This is a genomic window from Spirillospora sp. NPDC049652 (genome assembly GCF_040675125.1).
Taxonomy (GTDB): domain Bacteria; phylum Actinomycetota; class Actinomycetes; order Streptosporangiales; family Streptosporangiaceae; genus Spirillospora.
In genome coordinates this window covers 1-2,073 of the sequence record NZ_JBFAOF010001136.1, presented here as the reverse complement: position 1 = coordinate 2,073, position 2,073 = coordinate 1, and the positions used below count along the sequence as shown (strand labels likewise).

Genomic DNA, 2,073 nt, shown 5'->3' with positions numbered 1-2,073 from the left:
GTCGCCGCGGCCGTCCGCCAGGTCGCCGCGCTGCCGGACCCGGTCGGCGAGACCGTACGCGGCTACGTGCTGCCGAACGGCCTGTCGGTGCAGCAGGTCCGGGTGCCGCTGGGCGTCGTCGGGATCATCTACGAGGGCCGTCCGAACGTCACGGTGGACGCGGCGGCCCTGTGCCTGAAGAGCGGCAACGCGGCGCTGCTGCGCGGGTCGTCGTCGGCGTTCGAGTCCAACACCGCGCTGGTCGCGATCATGCAGGACGCGCTGCGCGCCACCGAGGTGCCGGCGGACGCCGTCCAGCTGGTGCCGGGCACGTCGCGCGCGTCGGTGAAGCACCTGATGCGGGCGCGCGGCCTGGTGGACGTGCTGATCCCGCGCGGCGGCGCGTCGCTGATCAACTCGGTGGTGCAGGAGTCGACCGTCCCGGTGATCGAGACCGGTGTCGGCAACTGCTCGGTCTACGTGGACGAGGCCGCCGACCTGGACATGGCGCTGTCGATCCTGGTGAACGCCAAGACGCAGCGTCCGTCGGTGTGCAACGCGGCCGAGACGGTCCTCGTCCACGCGAACGTCGCGGACCGGTTCCTGCCGCGCGCGCTCGCCGCGCTGAATGAGAAGGGTGTGACCGTGCACGGGGACGCGCTCGTCCGCGCCTACTCCCCGGACGTCGTCGCCGCCACCGAGGAGGACTGGTACGCCGAGTACCTGTCGCTGGACATCGCCGCCCGGGTCGTCCCGTCGCTGGAGGAGGCCGTCGCGCACATCCGCAGGTTCGGGTCGGGCCACACCGAGGCGATCGTCACCGGCTCGCAGCCCGCCGCGCGCCGGTTCGTCGCGCTGGTCGACTCGGCCGCGGTGATGGTGAACGCCTCGACCCGGTTCACCGACGGCGAGGAGTTCGGGTTCGGCGCGGAGATCGGCATCTCCACCCAGAAGCTGCACGCGCGCGGGCCGATGGGGTTGCCGGAGCTGACGTCCACCAAGTACGTCGTCACAGGTGAGGGCCACACCCGCGGCTGACAGCGAGGATCCGGCGCGCCGCGCCGGGCGCCGCACGCCGTGTCCGTGGCTGCCGCACGCCGCGTCCCCGTCCGGGGGCGCGGCGTTCCGCTTCGTGCGAGATGTGACAATTTGACCCTTGATGTAACTGTGCACATGTGGTCTGATTCACTCTCGTGAATCGTGCTTCGTCCCGGCCGGCGGGCGTGTCCCGCCGCAGCGTCCTGCTGGGAGCGGGGGCCGCGGGTCTCGCGGTCTCCGGCCTGGCCGCCTTCCCCGCCCGTCCCGGCTTCGCCGCGCCCCCGCTCCGCGGCTCGGCCGCGGGGACGACCCTGGACCGGACCCTGGTCCTCGGCCGTCCCGGGACGGGCGGCTACCGGAGGATCGTCGCCGGTCCGGGGGAGCCGCACGTGCTCCGCCGCGACCTCGGCGGCGCCGCGAGCGCCCGCCGGGCCGCCGCCCGCCGCGGCCTGCTGGCGTTCGGCCAGCTCACCGACGTGCACATCGTGGACGCCCAGTCCCCGGGCCGGGTCGAGTTCCTGGACCGGATCAAGGACCTGGTGAGCGGCGTCCCCACCGAGGGCGCCTACCGCCCGCAGGAGATCCTCACCACGCACGTCGCCGAGGCGATGGTCCGCGCGATGAACCGGGTCGGCCGCGGCCCGGCGACCGGCCTCGGCCTCGCGTTCACCATCAACACCGGCGACGCCGCCGACAACACGCAGTACAACGAGCTGCGCTGGATCATCGACCTGCTCGACGGCCGTCCGATCACCCCCGACTCCGGCGACCGGCGCCGCTACGAGGGCGTGATGGACGGCGTCGGCTACAGCGCCGCCTACTGGCACCCCGACGGTCCGCCGCCCGGGTACGCGACCGACCAGGCCATCGCCAAGCACGGCTTCCCGCGCGTCCCCGGCCTGCTGGACGCGGCCCGCGCGCCGTTCAAGGCGACCGGCCTGCGCACCCCGTGGCTCGCCGCGTTCGGCAACCACGACGGGCTCATGCAGGGCAACCTGCCGCCGAACCCGCTGCTCGCGGCCCTGGCGACCGGCGGCACGAAGATCGTCGCGCCCG

At 73.9% G+C, this 2,073-nt stretch carries 2 protein-coding genes; both read left to right on the top strand.

From position 1 onward, the window contains the following. On the top strand, positions 1–1,017 hold a 1,017-nt coding region (locus AB0J52_RS37800), incomplete at its 5' end, for a glutamate-5-semialdehyde dehydrogenase (protein ID WP_500187791.1). A 155-nt stretch (positions 1,018–1,172) separates the two neighbouring features. Then, on the top strand, positions 1,173–2,073 hold a 901-nt coding region (locus tag AB0J52_RS37795), incomplete at its 3' end, for a metallophosphoesterase family protein (RefSeq protein WP_500187789.1).